This is a genomic window from Flavobacterium sp. FlaQc-57 (assembly GCF_044007395.1).
Taxonomy (GTDB): Bacteria; Bacteroidota; Bacteroidia; order Flavobacteriales; family Flavobacteriaceae; genus Flavobacterium.
The window spans coordinates 308,120-325,318 of sequence record NZ_JBIPDA010000004.1 but is presented as its reverse complement, the minus strand read 5'-3'; the positions used below and the strand labels follow the sequence as shown (position 1 = coordinate 325,318).

Sequence of the window (17,199 nt, the reverse complement as noted above, 5' to 3'; positions counted from 1 at the left end):
ACCTTCCTTATAAGGGAAGGTCTTTAAATATCTTACTTGAAGAAATTAGAATTTATAAGCTAAAGTCAAAGCTAAAACACTGTTTTTTTGGGCTATCCAAATACTCTTCTGTACTATCAATATCATAATCAGCAATATTAGATAATCCAACAGTATAGCGAAGACCAACAGAAACATTCTCTGTAAAGTTGTAACCGGCTCCAAAATTGAATCCTGTGTCTACAGATTTAAAACCATCTTTGGCATCGTTACCATTATTCTTTGCAGATACTAAAAATCCGATTTGCGGCCCTGCTTCTACAGTAAACTGTTTTGTGATATAAAACTTAGCCAAAACAGGAACATTTATATAATTCAATTTAGTATCAAAGTCAGTCATACCTACTTCCTGTTTAGCTCCTTGAGTAGAAAACAAAACCTCCGGTTGAATTGCCAATCTTTCGATAATTTTAATTTCAGCAAAACCTCCTACTTGAAAACCTACCAAAGATTTAGAGTCATAATAATTTCCTCCTGCAAAACTAGTAAGGTTAAGACCACCTTTTACTCCAAATCTTGTCTGTTGAGCATTCGTAAATCCAAATGCCATAACTGCGATTGCAGCCAAAATAATTCTTTTCATTACAATTTCTTTTTTTGGGTTATAATATTCAAATATAAATATTTACTTCATAAAAACTAATTTTTATTTTAACAAATAAAATAGTAATAAGGTGCTAAATTATTAAATCAGCATAAGTTAGATGTTTTAAATTAATATTAAAACATAAAAACCTCCCTCAAAAATGAGGAAGGTCTTAAAAAACAACTAAATAAAAAAGGTCTTAAAAATGTAATGCAAACCCAACGTTTAATTGGAAAACACTTTTTGAATAATCTTCATTCAAAGAAATATTGTAACGAAGACCTGGTTCAATAGAAATGTTTTTTCCAACAAACCATGCATAACCACCTTGCAAACCTAAAAATGAAGGATTTTCATCAGCATCTTTTATGCTAGACCCAGTGTAAGAAGCTTCCAAAGGAAATTTATTTAGCAAATAATATTTCGCCCCCACTTTGTAAGAAAAAGCACTTAAACTGTGACCTAAATCATTGTAACCTAAACCAGCTTTAACTGCTAAGTTATCAGCAACAAAATAACCTCCCTCAGCACCTAAACTCCATTTTGTTTCACCATCAGAAGAAGATAATTGAAAACCTGTATTACCAACTTGAGTTGCTCCAAAAGAAGTATTAGTTTCTACTAACCATTTTCCTTTAGCAGTTTGTTCCTGTGCGTTCGCAAAACCAAATGCCATAACTGCAATTACAGCAAAAATTACTTTTTTCATGTTTTATTTATTTTAATTACAAAACCGAAAAGTAAAACTATACTGACAAATAAAACTCCTCAATACGTTAGAAAAGTATTAAAATAAGACAGAAATTAATTACAAATAAAAACCTGAATTTCAACCAATTAAACCCAAAAACTTAACAAGACTTTACATTTAAGGTTAAAAAAAATGTAAATTTTAATAATTATATAATGGTTTATATAAAGCAATAAAATCAAAAAAATGTAGTTTTGACTAATAGATAACATTTTTAAAATACCACATTCTAAAAACTTTTTTATGAAGAAAATAATTTTAGCAGCTGTAATGTTCATTGCAACATCAGCTACAATACAAGCACAATTCTTAAAAATTGGTGTAAAAGCGGGGGTTAACTTTGCTAATCAAACAGGAGATGCCTCTTTTAGCGGAATAGATTACAGCAAAGATGGTATCACAAGCTACCATGCTGGTTTAGTTGCAGAAGTTAAATTATTAGAAAAATTTTCTATTCAACCAGAGCTTTTGTATTCAACTCAGGGCGCTACTTACAAAAATGCACTTGGAGAATTTAAAAATGAATTAGGCTATTTATCTATTCCGGTAATGGCTAAAATATATGTGACAAAATCTCTAAGCTTAGAAGTAGGTCCACAGGCCTCATTTTTATTAAGTAATAAAGAAGAATTTGACGCTCAAGATCCTAAAACTTTTGATTTTGCAATTAATGCAGGACTTGGTTTAAAAATTACTGAAGGTATCTTTATTCAAGGTCGTTATGGTTTTGGTTTAACTGAAGTTTCTTCTAAAGCTGATCTTAAAAACTCTGTATTCCAACTTTCAGCTGGAATAATGTTGTTCTAGAAAGAATATCACATACTTTTATAAAAACCGTTCTAATAATTAGAACGGTTTTTTTATTTTTACAAAAATTACATTTATGAAAATCTGCATTGTTAACGGTCCCAATTTGAATCTTTTAGGAAAAAGAGAACCTGAAGTCTATGGAAGTCAAACTTTTGAAGATTATTTTGAAACCTTGCAGCAAAAATTTCCAAACGTCGAACTTACTTATTACCAAAGTAATATTGAAGGTGAATTGATTGGGAAAATTCAGGAAGTTGGTTTTACATTTGATGGTATTATTTTAAATGCAGGAGCTTACACACATACTTCTATTGGCATTGGTGACGCTATGAAAGCCGTGACAACTCCGGTAATCGAAGTTCATATTTCGAACACTTACGCTCGCGAAAGTTTTAGACATCAATCGTATTTATCAGGAAATGCAAAAGGTGTAATTTTAGGTTTTGGTTTAAAGAGCTACGAATTGGCGATTCAATCTTTCCTGTAAAGTATTATTTAACAAATTATTAATAAGCTCGTTTTTAACTTATTCTATTTTTGTGAGAGAAAAAACTTTCATGAGAAACATTACTTTATTTGCCTTTTTATTTTTTTCAATTTCAAACTTTGCTCAAATCAAAGGAACCATAACAGATGAAAAAGGAAATCCCTTGCCTTTTGTTTCTGTTCTTGAAGAAAACACTTATACCAGTACAACCTCAAACGAGCAGGGAAAATACCAGCTTAATGTAAAAGAAGTTGGTAAAAACAAAATTACTTTTCAGTATTTGGGTTTTAAAACTCAAAAAATAACTGTTTCTCCAGACTCAAAAACAGCTCTTTTAGATGTTAAACTACTAGAAGAAAGCTTCGCATTAAACGAAGTTATTATTGATCCTAAAAACAATCCTGCCAATGCAATTATAAAAAGCGCTATCGCAAACAAAAAAGACAACTCCGACAAAACGGGACGCTTTACTGCCGATTTTTATTCTAAGGGAATTTTTAAGGTAAAAGATTTGCCTAAGAAAATTCTAGGACAAAAAATTGACCTTGGCGAGGACATGTCGTCCAATTTAGATTCGACCGGAACAGGAATCTTGTATTTGTCTGAAACGATTTCGAAAATCTCTTTTGAAAAACCCAACAAATTAAAAGAGAAAATTATTGCTTCAAAAATCTCCGGAAACAATAAAGGTTACAGCTACAACACCGCAACTTTATCGACTTATGATTTTTATGAAAATACATTAGACTTCGATGTCAAACTTATTTCTCCGATCGCTGATAATGCATTCAATTATTACAAATACAAACTCGAAGGAAGTTTTTATGATGATAATAAGCAGCAAATTTATAAGATCAAAGTAACGCCAAAACGCGATAAAGAGCCTGTTTTTGAAGGTTATATTTATATCGTTGATGACAGTTTTGCCATTTATGCAATCGATCTGGATATTAAAGGTTACCGTATGAAAAACGAATTTACTGAAATAATGACGCTTAAACAGAGCTTTAGTTATAATTCGAAAAACAAAATATGGTCAAAAAATGCTCAAACACTATCTTTTAATGCCGGTATTTTTGGAATAAAATTCTCCGGAAAATTCAATTATGTTTATTCCAATTATGAATTCCCAGATTCTTTCGAAAAGAAAACTTTTGGAAATGAAATTGTAGCTTTTGAAGCCAACGCCAATAAAAAAGATGATGCTTTCTGGAATTCAATTCGACCAATTCCGTTAACTATTGAAGAAAGTGATGATTACAATAAAAAAGATAGTCTTCAAATAATCAGGAAATCTAGAAAATATACTGATTCGACAGATGCCAAACACAACAAGTTTAAAATTTGGGATGTTGTAATGGGTTACAATTATAAAAACACCTTTAAAAAACAATCTTTTGAATATAAAGGACTACTAAATATAACTTCTTTAAGTTTTAATACTGTACAAGGGTTTAATCTCGACTCTGGCTTTTCGTTTAGAAAGACAAATGAAGAGCAAGGAAAAAGCACTTCAATAAGTACAACTTTTAATTATGGCTTTTCGGATGAGCGTTTTCGTGTTATTGGTACAATTAGTCACAAATTCAATAATATAAATTATGCAACACTTTGGGCTTCCGGAGGAACAAAAACGGCTCAATTTAATGGTGCAGAACCTATAAGCAAATTCATCAATTCTTTAAGCTCTTTGCTTTTTAAAGACAATTATATGAAATTGTATAATTTAGAATTTGCTCAGATTAACTATTCTCAAGACATTTTAAATGGTATAAATCTTAATGCTAAAGTAGCCTACGAGCAAAGAAAACCTTTATTTAATACAACGGACTATTCTTTCTTTAATAGAGATGATGTTTATTCATCAAATAATCCTTTAGCTCCAAATGATTTTACTACCCCGGCTTTTAATCAGCATCATTTGTTTAAAACGGCTTTGAACGCTAGAATTAATTTTGGAAACAAATATATTTCACGACCTAATGGAAGATATAATATTAAAGATGAAAAATACCCTACTATATTTTTAACCTTTGAAAAAGCATTTGCTGCCAGCGAGAAAAAATATGAATTTGAAAGAATTGGTGCCGCTGTACAATATGATTTATCGCTAGGAAACAAAGGTTTATTGGGAATGAATTTTAAAGCTGGAAAATTCTTTAATGCCGAAAATATTTCATTTATCGATTACAGACATTTTAACGGAAACCAAACTCATATTGGAACGAGCAATCGTTATTTAAATGTCTTTAATTTAATGCCTTATTACACCAACAGCACGAATGACAGCTATCTAGAAATGCATTCTGAGTATAATGACACTGGATTTATTATGAATAAAATTCCGCTATTGAATCTATTAAAATCAACTATGAATATAGGATTTCATTCACTGGCAATCCCGGATCGAAAACCATATTCTGAATTTACAATTGGTTTAGACAACTTAGGATTCGGGAAATTTAAATTGTTTAGAGTTGATTATATTCATTCCTATCAAGGCGGAATTCAGCAAAATGGTGTTGTCTTTGGCTTGAAGATTTTGAATTAAGGTATAGAGGAACAAAGTTGAGATACTTTGAAATGCTTCGACTCCGCTCCGTCAGACAAAAAATATCCTATAAAAAATCCGTTTATTCTCTTAAAGAATAAACGGATTTTGTTTTTTTATAAATGCTAAAGAAAGACCTTAGTACCTCAGCATCTTTGTCACTTTGAATCTCAAAATCAATGATAATCATCTGGCTCAATATGAATCAAAACATTGCCCAATTGAGGTATTTTTTCTTTTAAAGTATCTTGTAATTTATGCGATAACTCATGCCCTTCTTTTACCGAAATTTGAGCAGACACAATCGCGTGAAGATCAACATGATATTTCATTCCGGCTTTACGAATAAAGCATTTTTCGGTTCCTAGAATACCTGTAACGGTTAAAGATTTAACTCTGATTTCTTCAACTAAATCGTCATTCAAATTCTCATCCATGATTTCACCAAGTGCAGGTCTGAAGATTTTATAACTATTATATAAGATAAAAAAAGCAGCAAAAAGTGCCGCCCAATCATCTGCAGATTCGTAACCTTTACCCATAATTAGGGCAATCGAAATCCCGATAAATGCTGCTACCGAAGTAATAGCATCACTACGATGATGCCAGGCGTCTGCGGCTAATGAAGAACTATTGGTTTGTTTACTGCGTTTCATTACTAATCGAAAAGAATATTCTTTCCAAATAATAATCAATCCTAAAACATACAAAGTCCACGATTTTGGTAAATCATGCGAAGTCTGAATATTGGCAATACTTTCGTATCCAATAATAGTTGCAGAAGTAATTAAAAATCCAACAACCAAAAAAGTAATTAAAGGTTCTGCGCGACCGTGCCCATACGGATGATTTTCATCGGCTGGTTTATTTGAATATTTAATTCCGAATAAAACCAAAAATGACGAAAAGATATCTGTTGTCGATTCGATTGCATCAGCAATTAAGGCGTAAGAATTGCCAAAAAAACCTGCTAGACCTTTTATAAGGGCCAAGCAGGTGTTTCCAACTATACTAAAGATAGTAGCTTTTACAGCTTTTTGTTCATTTGTCATTATAGAAATATGTATCTACGCTCTCACAATCTTTGCTCCAATTGCTCTTAAACGCTCGTCGATACGCTCGTATCCACGGTCAATTTGTTCTATATTTTGAATTGTGCTTGTTCCTTTTGCAGAAAGTGCAGCAATTAACAATGAAATTCCGGCACGAATATCCGGAGATGACATCGTTGTTGCTTTTAATTGAGATTCAAAATTATGTCCCATAACCACAGCTCTGTGCGGGTCACATAACATAATCTTCGCTCCCATATCAATTAATTTGTCAACGAAAAACAAACGGCTTTCGAACATTTTTTGATGAATTAAAACGTCTCCTTTTGCTTGTGTTGCCACAACCAAAACAATACTCAATAAGTCAGGTGTAAATCCTGGCCAAGGCGCATCAGCGATTGTTAAAATAGAACCATCGATATCTGTTTTTACTTCGTACCCATCTTTATGAGCAGGAATGTAAATATCATCGTTGCGTTTTTCAATCGTAATTCCAAGCTTTCTGAATGTATTTGGAATCAAACCTAAGTTTTCCCAACTTACATTTTTAATCGTGATTTCGCTTTTTGTCATAGCCGCAAGACCAATCCAAGAACCAATTTCGATCATATCAGGAAGAATTCTGTGTTCGCATCCTCCAAGGCTTTCAACACCTTCGATAGTCAATAAATTTGAACCAACTCCGGTAATTTTAGCTCCCATAGAGTTCAACATTTTACACAATTGCTGCAAGTAAGGCTCGCAAGCTGCATTGTAAACTGTCGTTACTCCTTTTGCCAAAACAGCGGCCATTACAATATTTGCTGTTCCAGTAACTGATGCTTCATCAAGCAACATATCCGTTCCTTTCAATCCACCTTCCGGAGATTCTACTCCATAAAAGTGATCTTCTCTATTGTATCTAAATTTTGCTCCAAGGTTGATAAAACCTTCAAAGTGTGTATCTAATCTACGACGGCCAATTTTATCTCCACCCGGTTTTGGAATATATCCTTTTCCGAAACGAGCCAAAAGCGGTCCAACAATCATAATAGAACCACGAAGCGCTCCACCTTCTTTTTTGAAAGCTTCAGTTTCTAAATATCCAACATTAACCTCATCAGCCTGAAATGTAATCGAACCTGGTTCATTGCGCTGAATTTTAACTCCTAAATTACCCAACAAAGTGATTAATTTATTGATGTCAATAATATCGGGAATATTATTAATTTTAACTTTATCTCCCGTTAGAAGCACAGCACACAAAATTTGTAATGCCTCATTTTTTGCTCCTTGTGGAGTGATTTCTCCTTTTAAAGGAATTCCTCCCTCGATTTTAAAAACTCCCATATTTCTCTTTTAGGTTCTGAGGTTCTGAGGTTCTAAGTTTCTTAGCTAAAAATCTTAGTAGCTTAGTATCTTAGTAGCTTAGTACCTTTTTATTTCTGATTATTATTTTTCTGGAAAGGCTTTGGTTTCCCCGGGCCTTTATTGTTTTTGTTGCTTTGAATTTTTGGCTGTCCCGGTGGCGTAATTTTATTTGACATACGTTTATTGGTACGCAATAAATCAGTCGTATTTAAAAGCTCTTCGGTACTTTGCAACAAATTGATTTTACCTCCTGACAATTCATACAAGTGTTCAAAAATCACATCGTCTTTTACTGTGTCTTTATTCCAGCTCAAATAAGACTTTTTCATGTGATTGGCGATCACTAAAACCAATGCGTTTTTCATTTCTCCATCTTCCCATTTGTTAGCAACATCAATCATGTATTTGATATTGTTACCGTAAAACCTGTATTTTGGGAAGTTTTGAGGATATTGTAAAACATCTGGTTTTAATTGCAATACATCGCGGGACGGAATTGGATATGGTGATTCTACATTCAATTTAAAATCAGACATAATAAAAAGCTGATCCCATAATTTGTGCTGAAAATCGGGTACATCACGCAAATGTGGATTCAAACTTCCCATAACCTGAATAATGTATTTCGCAGCTTTGTTGCGCGTTTCATCATCTTCAATAATAGTAGCCTGATCGATCAGTTTTTGCAAATGACGACCATATTCGGGAATAAGTAAACGCTGTCTTTCAGAATTATATTCTAAATTAAAAACAACGTCATTCGCGACTTCTTTTTTATATTTTTCGTTCATAAGTTATAATGAAACTATACCTTCTATAGTAGAAACTTCTTTGTACTTGATGATTACTTCATCAGCACTATGCATGGTAACATCTACAGAAACACTGGTAAATTTACCTGTTTTAGATTTTGTTGTTTTGATAACCGCACCCATACTATCAAAAGCTTTCTCTACTTTTTCGACATTATCACCTACTGAAGGCATAATAAATTTATACAAATATTCTGCAGGCCAAGTATTTGAATTATCTAACTCAACCTTTAATCTATCGTAAAATTCGGCGGTTTCTTTTTCTTTATCGTTTTCCATTCGTAATTAAAAATAAACGCAAATATACGCTTTTGATTTCAGATTTTTTAGATTTTTTATTTCGAAAAAAGGTTCAAAGTTACAATCCCGAAACTTCGGGACAAAGGTGCTAAGAAAAAAGCGACACAAGATTATTTCTTTGTAAATTTTCCTCTTATATTTGAGAAAACATTACTTCTAAATTTACTCTAAAAGTTGCGAACGCACGAAGTTTTCCTTCTAACGTTTCTATAATTTGATTCAGAAACCTCGCAAGATTAAAAATACATTACAATGAAAAAAATCATCTTTTTACTTTTCACCCTTTTAACTCTAATTAATATCCAAGCCCAAGAAGCCAAAACCATGACTTATTTTCAAAATGATACCATCAAACTGGATTTAGATTTGTACTTACCTCAGAAAAAATCGAATGAAAAAACGCCGTTAATCATCTTTGCTTTTGGCGGAGGATTTTCTGGTGGAGAACGTACAAGTGAAAAAGATTTCGGAATATTTATGGCAAAAAACGGTTATGCTGTAGCGAGCATTTCATACAGCTTATATATGAAAGGAAAAGATTTTGGCTGCAAAGGAACTTTGACCGAGAAAATAAAAGCAATCCAAATTGGCGTAAGCGATATGTGGCAGGCGACTTCATATTTAATAGAAAATGCTAATAAATACAATATTGATACTTCAAAAATTTTCATTTCAGGAATCAGCGCTGGTGCCGAAATTGGTTTTCACGCTTCTTTTTGGGACTATAAACTGATGAATTTATACAAAAACAATTTACCTGAAAATTTCAAATACAATGGTTTTATTGGAGGATCAGGAGCAATTCAGGATATTAATTTAATAACAAAAGAAAAAACAATCCCGATGCTATTAGCACATGGAAGTAATGACGACACTGTTCCATACAGCGCAGGCTCGCATCGCTCTTGCCCTACAAATGCTTCGGGCTGGCTGATTCTTTTCGGGTCTTATGCAGTTTACAATCATATGAATGATTTACATAAAGATATTGAACTCATCACTTTCTGTGGTGGCGGACATGAATTTTCGGGTTATCTTTTTCATCAAGGTCAACAATATGTTTTGGATTTTGTAAATGATGTTTTAAAAGGAAAGAAATTCGAATCACATATTATTATTCCTTCGAAAAATAAAGTTCCGAGTTCTGGAAAGTATTTGTTTTGTGAGTAACCTGCTTTAATTTTTAAGTCTATGAATTTTAAAATCATAATGCTATTAGCCTTCTTACTACTGTTTATTCAATGCAAAGAAGAAAAAATAAAAAAAAATGCAGCAAAAGTCGAAATGATTTCGGCTATAAACACATATAATTTTATTGGAGATGCAAGTTTAAAGTTTCAATTATTTTCTGATAGCTCTTATGTTTTTACAATTACAGAAAACGATCTAAATCACGAAAAAAAAGAAAAATTTAAGGATTTCTGTTTTTCAAAAAATGATACAATTTATTTCAGTCGAACTAGATTCCGTTATAACGGAAGTGAGAAAGCAGTAATCAAAAACGGTTTTATAGAGTTTATTGATGGTGAATCACCATTAAAAATAGAAATTAAAAAAAATCTCTTTCATACAAAAGCAAAACTAGATCTTAAAAAATACAACAATTATGCATTCTTTACTTTTAACCCCGAATTTCAAAGACCTAAAAATTATGGTTACAAATCCGGAACTATAAAACCTGCCGATCTAGATCAAAACGAATTAATTGAACTTAATCGCATCCTAAAAATATGCTTCAAAGAAAACGCTTCTAAACTCAAAAACATTAATCAGTATATAAAACAATGTATTGTAGTTTTAAACGAGAAACAAGAAAAAGAAGTTTGGACATTTTGTTATTGCAGAGATCCCTATGATAAAGAATCTTATAAATATAATTTAATGATGGTGAATGATGGCGGAAACTGCAACATAAGTTTAAAAGTGAATTTAACGAAGCACAATTATACCGATCTGAATATTTCAGGAAGCGCATAATTATGCTTCAACTTTTAATTCTTCAAGATTCACAAAACCTCTTATATACTTTCCACAAACTTTATAAAACATTTCTAATATAAACTAAAGTCCAGCCCTACAATATTCGCCGAGCCGACGGCTCTTTTTTGTTTTAGTTCCGGAGGAACAGTTTATTTTGTAGGGCTGGATTTTAATCCAGCACCATAATAATTAGAAAAAAATGCGAAATCGTTCGCTCAAGGCAAAATAATCTTTTTAAATACAATAAGTTTAGGTAAATTTGCGCTTTATTTTACGAAAGTGCAAAAAGAAATCATAGTTCTCATTGGTGGCCCGGGAACGGGAAAATCTACTCTTATTAACGAATTGGTAGCTCGTGGCTACTGCTGTTACCCTGAAATTTCAAGACAAGTTACACTCGAAGCGCAACAGCGCGGTATCGATCAATTATTCCTGGAACAACCTTTGTTGTTTAGCGAAATGTTATTGGAAGGCCGTATCAAGCAATTCGAAAATGCTCTTGAAGAACCTGATAATGTTGTTTTTATAGATCGCGGAATTCCCGATGTTGTAGCCTATATGGATTATATAGGCGATGATTATCCGGCGCATTTTGTAAAAGCTTGTGAGGATTTTAAATATTCTAAAACTTTTATTTTACCACCTTGGGAAGAAATTTACGAAAGCGACACTGAGCGTTACGAAAATTTTGAACAGGCGCAAACCATTCAGAAACACCTTGTTGACACCTATAAAAAATACGGCTACAACTTAATTGAGGTACCCAAAGATACGGTTGAGAACAGAATTCTTTATATCTTAGATAAAATTTAGGCTTATGTTTAAAGTTGCAAAACTAGAAACTGATTTCTAAATTTTTTAACTTTAAAATAAAACTAATGCCTGAAGCGCAAGAAATTCTTTTAAAATACTGGAAACACGACAGTTTTAGACCGTTACAAAAGGAGATTATTGACTCGGTTTTGGACGGTCAGGATACTTTTGCTCTGCTTCCAACCGGAGGAGGAAAATCAATCTGTTTTCAGGTTCCTGCTATGATGCAAGAAGGCATTTGTTTGGTTGTTTCGCCGTTGATTGCTTTGATGAAAGATCAGGTAGCCAATTTACAAAAACGCGATATTAAAGCGATTGCACTCACAGGAGGAATTCATACGGAAGAAATTATCGATCTTTTGGACAATTGCCAATACGGAAATTATAAGTTTCTATATCTTTCACCGGAACGTTTACAATCTGATTGGATTTTAGAACGCATTAAAAATCTTCCTATAAATTTAATTGCAATTGATGAAGCGCACTGTGTTTCGCAGTGGGGACACGACTTTCGCCCAGCCTATTTAAAGATTTCAGAACTTAAAAAATACTTTCCTAAGATTCCGTTTTTAGCTTTGACCGCAACAGCAACCCCAAGAGTTATTGAGGATATTAAAACTGAATTACATTTAAAGAATCCCATACTTTTTCAGCAATCTTTTGAAAGAAAAAATATTGCATACATGGTTTTTGAAATTGAAGACAAACTATATCGTGTCGAACAAATTTTAAAGAAAAACCCACAGCCTTCTATTATATATGTACGAAATAGAAAATCGTGTTTGAATATGTCGACGCAATTACAATCATTAGGTTTTAGTGCAACATATTATCACGGTGGCCTTTCATCAAAAGAAAAAGACAAAAACATGCAATTGTGGATGTCCGAACAAGCACAAGTTATCGTGGCCACGAATGCGTTTGGAATGGGAATCGACAAAGACAATGTAAAAACGGTTATTCATACACAACTGCCTGAAAACTTAGAAAATTATTATCAGGAATCCGGAAGAGCAGGGCGAAATGGCGAAAAGGCCTTTTCGGTTTTACTTTTTAACAATTCAGATGCAACTCAAACGGAGCAGCAATTTTTGAATGTTCTACCCGACAAAAAGTTTCTCAAAACGATGTATGTCAAACTCTGCACCTATTTTCAGATCGCATACGGTGAAGGTTTAGACGATTCATTTTCATTTAAGCTGAATCATTTTTGCAACAAATACGACTTCCCTACTTTAAAAACATATAATGCATTGCAGTTTTTAAATCAGCAGGGAATCATTACAATGTCGCAGGAATTTTCAGAAAAGATCACTTTACAATTTCTAATTGAATCTAAGGAAGTGATTCGGTACATGAGCCTGAATCCGAATGATGAAGAGATACTTTTGGCAATTTTAAGAACTTATCCTGGTGTTTACGAAATGAAAACACCTTTTAATCTTTCGCTAATTGCAAAAAAATCACAACATACAGACGAACAAGTCTTGGCTGTTTTGGAAAAACTGAAAGAAAAAGAAATCATCGAATACAAATCAAAAAATAATGATGCCACTATATTATTTAATGAAGTTCGAGAAGATGATTTGACTATAAATAGAGTTTCGAAATATCTGGAAAAGCAAAATAATTTAAAAGAAGAACAATTACTATCTGTTCTACATTATATTAAAGAAAACAAAACCTGCAAAAACAGATTGATTCTGGATTATTTTGGAGAAGAAACAAATAAGAATTGTGGCGTCTGTTCTTATTGTATTACTCAAAAAGGAAAAATTACTGAAGCCGATTCGATTGCTGATAAAATTCTTCACTTATTAAAATCAGCCGCTTTGACCTCGAGAGAAATTCAATCTCAAATAAAACTGGATGCTAACGATATTGTATCAGTCCTTCAGGAATTATTAGAGAACAATCACATTACCATACTTGCGAATAATAAATACACTTTAAAATCATAATGGAAAAATTGAGAATCATATTTATGGGAACTCCAGAATTTGCTGTCGGCATTTTGGATACCATTATTAAAAATAATTACGATGTTGTTGGCGTTATTACAGCTGCAGATAAACCGGCTGGACGTGGACAAAAAATAAAATACTCAGCAGTAAAAGAGTACGCATTAGCAAACAACCTTACTTTATTACAGCCAACCAATTTAAAAGACGAAAATTTTCTAGCAGAATTAAAAGCTTTGAACGCCAATTTGCAAATTGTTGTTGCTTTTAGAATGTTACCAAAAGTGGTTTGGGAAATGCCAAGTTTAGGCACCTTTAATCTTCATGCTTCTTTATTACCAAATTATCGCGGTGCAGCACCAATTAACTGGGCTATTATTAACGGAGAAACTAAAACAGGAGTAACTACTTTCTTTATTGACGATAAAATAGATACCGGAGCAATGATTTTAAATTCGGAAATCGCTATTGAACCGGAAGAAAATGCAGGACAATTGCACGACCGACTCATGTCACTAGGAAGTAAAACTGTAATTGATACTTTGAAAGTAATTGAAAAAGGAAACGTAACCACTACAATTCAGGAAGATAATGCTGAAATAAAAACAGCTTACAAACTCAATAAAGAAAATTGCAAGATCGACTGGACAAAATCCGGAGCCGAAATCAATAATTTGATTCGAGGTCTAAGTCCGTATCCTGCTTCTTGGTGTTTTTTGAAAGATAAGAATGAGGAATTAAGCATTAAAATATATGAAGCAAAACTGATTTCTGAAGCTCACTCTTATGAGACAGGAAGTTTGATTTGTAGCAAAAAAGAAATCAAAGTTGCGGTTCAAGATGGCTTTTTACAGCTTTTAAGTTTGCAATTACCAGGCAAAAAGAGAATGCAGGTAGCAGAATTGCTTAATGGGATAACTTTTTCTGATACAGCAAAAGTCTATTAACCTCAGTAAAACAGGGGTTTTTACCTGTTTTTAATCGACGAATAACCCGCTTTATGAACAAAAAAAGCAAGTTATTAACAATTTTTGCTAAAATTAAAGAAAACACTTGCAAGGAACGGATTTCCTACTAAATTTGTGTATTAACAATTTTTTTTAACCAACAATTAATAACTAATTATTATGAACAAATCAGAATTAATCGATGCTATCGCTGCTGATGCAGGAATCACAAAAGCTGCGGCAAAATTGGCTTTAGAATCATTTTTAGGAAACGTAGGAGCTACTTTGAAAAAAGGTGGTAGAGTTTCATTAGTAGGTTTTGGATCTTGGTCAGTATCTGCTAGAGCTGCTAGAGACGGTAGAAACCCTCAAACAGGAAAAACTATTCAAATCGCAGCTAAAAATGTTGTAAAATTCAAAGCTGGAGCTGAATTAGAAGGTGCAGTGAACTAAGTAAGAAAGTTCTCTAAACTTATAATATAATCAAAACCCTCCTCATGGAGGGTTTTTTTATGCGCTTTAACGATTTTATTTGGGTTTTTAAAAATTTTATGATTAAATTTAATAAAAATTGTAGCCGTATGATTTCAGAAAAATTAAAAAAAGGACACCTGCTTATTGCCGAACCTTCTATAATTGGAGATTTATCTTTTAATAGATCGGTAATTTTATTAGCAGACCATAACAAGGAAGGATCTATTGGTTTTATCATTAATAAACCTTTAAAGTATACTATTAATGATTTAATACCAGAAATTGATGCTACTTTCAAAATATATAACGGCGGTCCTGTTGAACAAGACAACCTGTATTTTATTCACAATATTCCTGAATTAATCCCGAATAGTGTCGAGATTTCTAATGGAATTTATTGGGGAGGTGATTTCGAATCGACCAAAGACTTAATAAACGACGGATCAATTGGCAAAAACAATATTCGTTTTTTCTTAGGCTATACCGGTTGGGATGAAAATCAGCTTGAGAACGAAATGCAAGGAAACTCCTGGATCATCACCGATAATAGTTATAAAAATAAAATTATCGGAAAATCGACCACTCATTTTTGGAAAGAGCAAATTATAGAACTTGGTGGAGATTATCTCATTTGGTCAAATGCACCTGAAAACCCATATCTGAATTAATTCTCAGATATGGATTCATTTAGTTTTTGCATTAATAAATGAGCCAGACTATTTGTAAACTCTTTTTTTCGATATTTAGTTATCGGCTGTATCCCCATGATTACATTGGTCAGAAATAATTCATCTGCTTTTTGAAGATCAAAGGGTGAAATTATTTCTTCAACTACTTCTATGCCTTCTATTTTTTTAGCCAAAGTTAATATTTGCTTACGCATTATTCCATTCAAACATCCCTCAGAAATTGGCGGTGTAGTTAGTCTTTTACCCACAACCATAAATAAATTTCCTTGTAGTGCTTCTACAACATTTTTAGTATCATTTACTAAAATGCAATTTGCCAGCCCATTTTCATGAGCAAAAATACTTCCGGTAACATTAATGATCTTATTAGTCGTTTTAATCGATGATAATAATTGCTTTGTCACATAGAAGTCTTTATATAAATCAACCTCGTATTCAGCAGTATTTAAAGCATATGCAGTATTCTCAAGTGGCGTTGCGTGAATCAAATACGAAACATCATTGGTTTGCGGCAAATATAAACCTCCATCATTTCTAAAAACGGTAATTCGCGCTCTGGCTGAGGCAGAAATATTTTTTTGCTGAACCAGATTCAAAACTTGTTCCTCAAGATATTCCATTGTAAAGTTCATCGGAATTTCCATTCGAACCACACGCATAGAGGCCATCAATCTAAAATAATGATCTTCAAGAAATAAAATTTTATTATTGACTATTTTCAATGTTTCAAAAACGCCATCTCCATACAAAAAAGCGCGATTTTGAGTTAATACATTATCATCCTGCGCTACTATATTTCCGTTAAAATTGATCATAAAAAAACCCTGAATTTTGTTCAGGGCAAATATAAGGTATAAAATAGAATTTTACTAGACAGAACCTATAAGATGTTTCAGGTCTGAGATCTGATTCTCCCACAATTGTTTAGCTTCTCCTACTTCTTCTTTTTCAGCAAAATCGACAACCATTAATGATACATCTTTTGTTAATTCATCAACCAAGATATGTAATTCAAAAAAATATTCTGTATCCTTACTACTTTCATCAACCCATTTGAATTTTACTTTTTCTCCGGTTTTTTTAGATGCCAAACGCGCTTTTTCCTGCGAGTCATTCCAGATGAAAGTAAAAAATTCGCCTCTTGAATTTACATTGTCTGCAAACCATTCTGACAAACCTGACGGCGTTGATATATATTGATACAATAATTGCGGCGAAGAATTGATCGGGAACTCGATTTCGTAACGTATTTTTGGATCCATGTGCTACTTTTAATTTTTTCGAAATATAAGAATATATGTCCAAAAACAATGCATTTTTAAAAATATTTTTTTTTCTTCATTTTATGCTTGCAAGCTCTAATAATATTTTTATCTTTGCACCCGCAATGAGGAATTCATTCCTAGTCGCAGTCTTGGCGAGGTAGCTCAGTTGGTTAGAGCGCAGGATTCATAACCCTGAGGTCACGGGTTCAACTCCCGTCCTCGCTACAAAAAACAAACCCCTAATCATCAATTGATTAGGGGTTTTTTATTTAAAATAATCCTTAACTTAGTAAAAAATTCAAGTGAGGTATTAGACAAAACAGCAAACTATC

Annotated in this window: 18 protein-coding genes and 1 tRNA gene; 11 read left to right on the top strand and 8 right to left on the bottom strand. The window is 32.7% G+C overall.

The features are described from left to right. Positions 1 to 52: 52 nt before the first annotated feature. Together ACHRVZ_RS14895 and ACHRVZ_RS14890 are read right to left on the bottom strand one after the other, a co-directional pair. The gene (locus ACHRVZ_RS14895) at positions 53 to 622 is read right to left on the bottom strand and encodes a porin family protein (RefSeq protein ID WP_395423401.1); all 570 of its coding nucleotides are present in this window, start codon (positions 620 to 622) and stop codon (positions 53 to 55) included. A 202-nt stretch (positions 623 to 824) separates the two neighbouring features. Further along, a complete protein-coding gene (locus tag ACHRVZ_RS14890) occupies positions 825 to 1,334 on the bottom strand; it encodes a hypothetical protein (RefSeq protein ID WP_395423400.1) in 510 nt (169 codons plus the stop codon). A 285-nt stretch (positions 1,335 to 1,619) separates the two neighbouring features. Here ACHRVZ_RS14890 and ACHRVZ_RS14885 point away from each other — a divergent pair, with 285 nt between their 5' ends. The 3 genes from ACHRVZ_RS14885 to ACHRVZ_RS14875 all read left to right on the top strand — a co-directional run bounded on the left by ACHRVZ_RS14885 (position 1,620) and on the right by ACHRVZ_RS14875 (position 5,224). Next, positions 1,620 to 2,183: a porin family protein gene (locus ACHRVZ_RS14885; RefSeq protein WP_395423398.1), complete on the top strand. Its 564-nt coding sequence runs from the start codon at positions 1,620 to 1,622 to the stop codon at positions 2,181 to 2,183. 76 nt (positions 2,184 to 2,259) lie between these two features. Beyond that, positions 2,260 to 2,673, top strand: a complete 414-nt coding sequence (aroQ, locus tag ACHRVZ_RS14880) for a type II 3-dehydroquinate dehydratase (protein WP_395423397.1) — start codon at positions 2,260 to 2,262, stop codon at positions 2,671 to 2,673. 70 nt (positions 2,674 to 2,743) lie between these two features. Then, positions 2,744 to 5,224 carry a DUF5686 and carboxypeptidase regulatory-like domain-containing protein gene (locus ACHRVZ_RS14875; RefSeq protein ID WP_395423396.1) on the top strand — a complete coding sequence of 827 codons (2,481 nt, stop codon included), beginning with the start codon at positions 2,744 to 2,746 and terminating at the stop codon, positions 5,222 to 5,224. A gap of 176 nt (positions 5,225 to 5,400) precedes the next feature. On the opposite strand, the gene ACHRVZ_RS14870 is transcribed toward ACHRVZ_RS14875, so the two are convergent. The 4 genes from ACHRVZ_RS14870 to ACHRVZ_RS14855 form a co-directional block, all read right to left on the bottom strand. Beyond that, on the bottom strand, positions 5,401 to 6,276 hold the full coding sequence (locus ACHRVZ_RS14870; protein WP_395423395.1) for a cation diffusion facilitator family transporter: 876 nt from the start codon (positions 6,274 to 6,276) through the stop codon (positions 5,401 to 5,403). 15 nt (positions 6,277 to 6,291) lie between these two features. Continuing rightward, a complete protein-coding gene (gene murA, locus ACHRVZ_RS14865; RefSeq protein ID WP_395423394.1) occupies positions 6,292 to 7,605 on the bottom strand; it encodes a UDP-N-acetylglucosamine 1-carboxyvinyltransferase in 1,314 nt (437 codons plus the stop codon). A gap of 89 nt (positions 7,606 to 7,694) precedes the next feature. Next, on the bottom strand, positions 7,695 to 8,417 hold the full coding sequence (locus ACHRVZ_RS14860) for a DUF4290 domain-containing protein (protein WP_395423393.1): 723 nt from the start codon (positions 8,415 to 8,417) through the stop codon (positions 7,695 to 7,697). A 3-nt stretch (positions 8,418 to 8,420) separates the two neighbouring features. Beyond that, complete coding sequence (locus ACHRVZ_RS14855; protein ID WP_395423392.1) at positions 8,421 to 8,717, bottom strand: DUF493 family protein; 297 nt, start codon at positions 8,715 to 8,717, stop codon at positions 8,421 to 8,423. Positions 8,718 to 8,990: 273 nt separating this feature from the next. Between ACHRVZ_RS14855 and ACHRVZ_RS14850 the strand changes: the two genes are divergently transcribed. The 7 genes from ACHRVZ_RS14850 to ACHRVZ_RS14820 all read left to right on the top strand — a co-directional run bounded on the left by ACHRVZ_RS14850 (position 8,991) and on the right by ACHRVZ_RS14820 (position 15,581). Continuing rightward, positions 8,991 to 9,908, top strand: a complete 918-nt coding sequence (locus ACHRVZ_RS14850) for an alpha/beta hydrolase fold domain-containing protein (protein ID WP_395423391.1) — start codon at positions 8,991 to 8,993, stop codon at positions 9,906 to 9,908. Positions 9,909 to 9,929: 21 nt separating this feature from the next. Then, positions 9,930 to 10,715, top strand: coding sequence for a hypothetical protein (locus ACHRVZ_RS14845; protein WP_395423390.1), 786 nt, complete (start codon positions 9,930 to 9,932; stop codon positions 10,713 to 10,715). A 282-nt stretch (positions 10,716 to 10,997) separates the two neighbouring features. Then, complete coding sequence (locus ACHRVZ_RS14840) at positions 10,998 to 11,531, top strand: AAA family ATPase (protein WP_395423389.1); 534 nt, start codon at positions 10,998 to 11,000, stop codon at positions 11,529 to 11,531. 65 nt (positions 11,532 to 11,596) lie between these two features. Further along, a complete protein-coding gene (locus ACHRVZ_RS14835) occupies positions 11,597 to 13,492 on the top strand; it encodes an ATP-dependent DNA helicase RecQ (protein ID WP_395423388.1) in 1,896 nt (631 codons plus the stop codon). After that, positions 13,492 to 14,439 (top strand): methionyl-tRNA formyltransferase, encoded by a 948-nt coding sequence (gene fmt / locus ACHRVZ_RS14830; protein ID WP_395423387.1) that lies wholly within the window; start codon positions 13,492 to 13,494, stop codon positions 14,437 to 14,439. The genes ACHRVZ_RS14835 and fmt overlap by 1 nt, the downstream gene beginning before the upstream one ends. 180 nt (positions 14,440 to 14,619) lie before the next feature. Beyond that, entirely contained in the window at positions 14,620 to 14,892 is a 273-nt protein-coding gene (locus tag ACHRVZ_RS14825; RefSeq protein ID WP_017498096.1) for an HU family DNA-binding protein, read from the top strand. A 128-nt stretch (positions 14,893 to 15,020) separates the two neighbouring features. Beyond that, positions 15,021 to 15,581, top strand: a complete 561-nt coding sequence (locus ACHRVZ_RS14820; protein ID WP_072959341.1) for a YqgE/AlgH family protein — start codon at positions 15,021 to 15,023, stop codon at positions 15,579 to 15,581. Here ACHRVZ_RS14820 and ACHRVZ_RS14815 read toward each other — a convergent pair. Both ACHRVZ_RS14815 and ACHRVZ_RS14810 read right to left on the bottom strand, forming a co-directional pair. Continuing rightward, positions 15,578 to 16,417: an aminotransferase class IV gene (locus tag ACHRVZ_RS14815; RefSeq protein WP_395423386.1), complete on the bottom strand. Its 840-nt coding sequence runs from the start codon at positions 16,415 to 16,417 to the stop codon at positions 15,578 to 15,580. The genes ACHRVZ_RS14820 and ACHRVZ_RS14815 overlap by 4 nt on opposite strands. A gap of 54 nt (positions 16,418 to 16,471) precedes the next feature. After that, on the bottom strand, positions 16,472 to 16,864 hold the full coding sequence (locus ACHRVZ_RS14810; protein WP_026984135.1) for an START-like domain-containing protein: 393 nt from the start codon (positions 16,862 to 16,864) through the stop codon (positions 16,472 to 16,474). Between the two features lie 154 nt (positions 16,865 to 17,018). Here ACHRVZ_RS14810 and ACHRVZ_RS14805 point away from each other — a divergent pair. Further along, a tRNA-Met gene (locus ACHRVZ_RS14805) sits at positions 17,019 to 17,092 on the top strand. Positions 17,093 to 17,199: the final 107 nt, after the last annotated feature.

Excerpts from the sequence above, each read along its gene's own strand:
- ACHRVZ_RS14890 (WP_395423400.1), bottom strand. The coding sequence starts at position 1,334 with ATGAAAAAAGTAATTTTTGCTGTAATTGCAGTTATGGCATTTGGTTTT.
- ACHRVZ_RS14835 (WP_395423388.1), top strand. The coding sequence starts at position 11,597 with ATGCCTGAAGCGCAAGAAATTCTTTTAAAATACTGGAAACACGACAGT.
- ACHRVZ_RS14810 (WP_026984135.1), bottom strand. The coding sequence starts at position 16,864 with ATGGATCCAAAAATACGTTACGAAATCGAGTTCCCGATCAATTCTTCG.
- ACHRVZ_RS14815 (WP_395423386.1), bottom strand. The coding sequence starts at position 16,417 with ATGATCAATTTTAACGGAAATATAGTAGCGCAGGATGATAATGTATTA.
- ACHRVZ_RS14825 (WP_017498096.1), top strand. The coding sequence starts at position 14,620 with ATGAACAAATCAGAATTAATCGATGCTATCGCTGCTGATGCAGGAATC.
- aroQ (WP_395423397.1), top strand. The coding sequence starts at position 2,260 with ATGAAAATCTGCATTGTTAACGGTCCCAATTTGAATCTTTTAGGAAAA.
- ACHRVZ_RS14850 (WP_395423391.1), top strand. The coding sequence starts at position 8,991 with ATGAAAAAAATCATCTTTTTACTTTTCACCCTTTTAACTCTAATTAAT.
- ACHRVZ_RS14885 (WP_395423398.1), top strand. The coding sequence starts at position 1,620 with ATGAAGAAAATAATTTTAGCAGCTGTAATGTTCATTGCAACATCAGCT.
- ACHRVZ_RS14845 (WP_395423390.1), top strand. The coding sequence starts at position 9,930 with ATGAATTTTAAAATCATAATGCTATTAGCCTTCTTACTACTGTTTATT.
- ACHRVZ_RS14855 (WP_395423392.1), bottom strand. The coding sequence starts at position 8,717 with ATGGAAAACGATAAAGAAAAAGAAACCGCCGAATTTTACGATAGATTA.
- murA (WP_395423394.1), bottom strand. The coding sequence starts at position 7,605 with ATGGGAGTTTTTAAAATCGAGGGAGGAATTCCTTTAAAAGGAGAAATC.
- ACHRVZ_RS14875 (WP_395423396.1), top strand. The coding sequence starts at position 2,744 with ATGAGAAACATTACTTTATTTGCCTTTTTATTTTTTTCAATTTCAAAC.
- ACHRVZ_RS14820 (WP_072959341.1), top strand. The coding sequence starts at position 15,021 with ATGATTTCAGAAAAATTAAAAAAAGGACACCTGCTTATTGCCGAACCT.
- ACHRVZ_RS14870 (WP_395423395.1), bottom strand. The coding sequence starts at position 6,276 with ATGACAAATGAACAAAAAGCTGTAAAAGCTACTATCTTTAGTATAGTT.
- ACHRVZ_RS14860 (WP_395423393.1), bottom strand. The coding sequence starts at position 8,417 with ATGAACGAAAAATATAAAAAAGAAGTCGCGAATGACGTTGTTTTTAAT.
- ACHRVZ_RS14895 (WP_395423401.1), bottom strand. The coding sequence starts at position 622 with ATGAAAAGAATTATTTTGGCTGCAATCGCAGTTATGGCATTTGGATTT.
- fmt (WP_395423387.1), top strand. The coding sequence starts at position 13,492 with ATGGAAAAATTGAGAATCATATTTATGGGAACTCCAGAATTTGCTGTC.